Source organism: Lactobacillus sp. C449L, from assembly GCF_059900815.1.
Map to the genome: position 1 here is coordinate 1 of NZ_JBWXGA010000192.1, position 465 is coordinate 465.

At 69.5% G+C, this 465-nt stretch carries 1 protein-coding gene; it reads left to right on the forward strand.

The genetic code is table 11. The annotated features are described in order from the left end of the window. Positions 1–465: HAD family hydrolase (locus AC2JF9_RS08980; protein WP_500727072.1), on the forward strand; the 465-nt coding region annotated here is incomplete at both ends.

Consider the following 465-nt stretch of genomic DNA (forward strand, 5'->3'; position numbering starts at 1 on the left):
GGAAAGCCTCGGCCGGATCACGGTCGCCGCGCTGGACAAGACAGGCACCCTGACCGAGGGCCGGCCGAAGGTGACGGACGTGGTCCCGTTCGGCCGAACTGACCGAGAGGTGTTGTCGTTGGCGGCGGCCCTGGAGACGGGCTCCTCGCATCCGCTCGCGAAGGCGATCCTCGACAAGGCCACCGAGGCTGGCGCCCCCGTTCCGCCGGCGAGCGAAGCCTCCGCGCTTGGCGGCAAGGGCGTGACCGCGAAGGTTGGCGGTGCGTCCGTGTTCCTCGGTTCCGTCGGTGCCGCGTCTGAGCGGTCCAGCTTGAAGGCAGAGCAGAGCGCGCGGATCGAAGACCTTCGAGGCGACGGCAAGACCGTTTCCGTGCTCCTCGTCGACAGGGAGGTTGCTGGCCTGATTGCCATGAGGGACGAGCCTCGTCCGGACGCGAGGGCCGGGCTGGAGCGTCTGCGCGAACT